The 566-nt window shown below is 42.2% G+C and carries 1 protein-coding gene; it reads right to left on the reverse strand.

Annotation, left to right across the window (positions count from 1 at the left end; all coding sequences use genetic code 11):
- Positions 1 to 526 (reverse strand): FAD-dependent oxidoreductase (locus tag R7093_RS27105; RefSeq protein ID WP_318147259.1); only part of this gene is annotated, 526 nt, incomplete at its 3' end.
- Positions 527 to 566 lie beyond the last annotated feature (40 nt).

Consider the following 566-nt stretch of genomic DNA (forward strand, 5'->3'; position numbering starts at 1 on the left):
CAGCGAGGGAAGATGACCAAATCGCCGCGCCCATTGGCAGAATATAGTTGTCAGAAAAGAAATCACTAAACTGGTGCTCATCCAAAAATGCACCCAGCGTTTGAGAACTCGATATTTGCTCAGTAGCAGACGCTTTTGCTAGTTTATTGAAGCGTAAAATCTCAAGAATAAAGCGATAGAATTTTGGATTAAGCCAATTTCGCTTTTGTGCGAACAATGTTGTTAATGTGTGGCCATTATATTCCAAACCGTTGCCATCGTTTCTCACGCTGAAACTCATTTGTGTCGGAATACCTTCCACGCCAATTTCGTTCATCATTTTGATAAAGTTTGGATACGTACGGTCGTTGTATACAATGAACCCTGTATCAATCGCATAATCCTCATTCCCGACACGTACATCAACCGTCGCCGTATGACCACCAATATAATCGTTGGCTTCGAACAAAGTGATATCGTGTTGTTGGTGCAGATAGTACCCACATGTCAGTCCAGAAATTCCAGTGCCTACAATAGCGATTTTCATGCTTCTTCCTTTTAAGATACGAGTTTAGCCGTCAGCCTTG

The sequence above is a fragment of the Vibrio sp. 1580 genome (assembly GCF_033340055.1).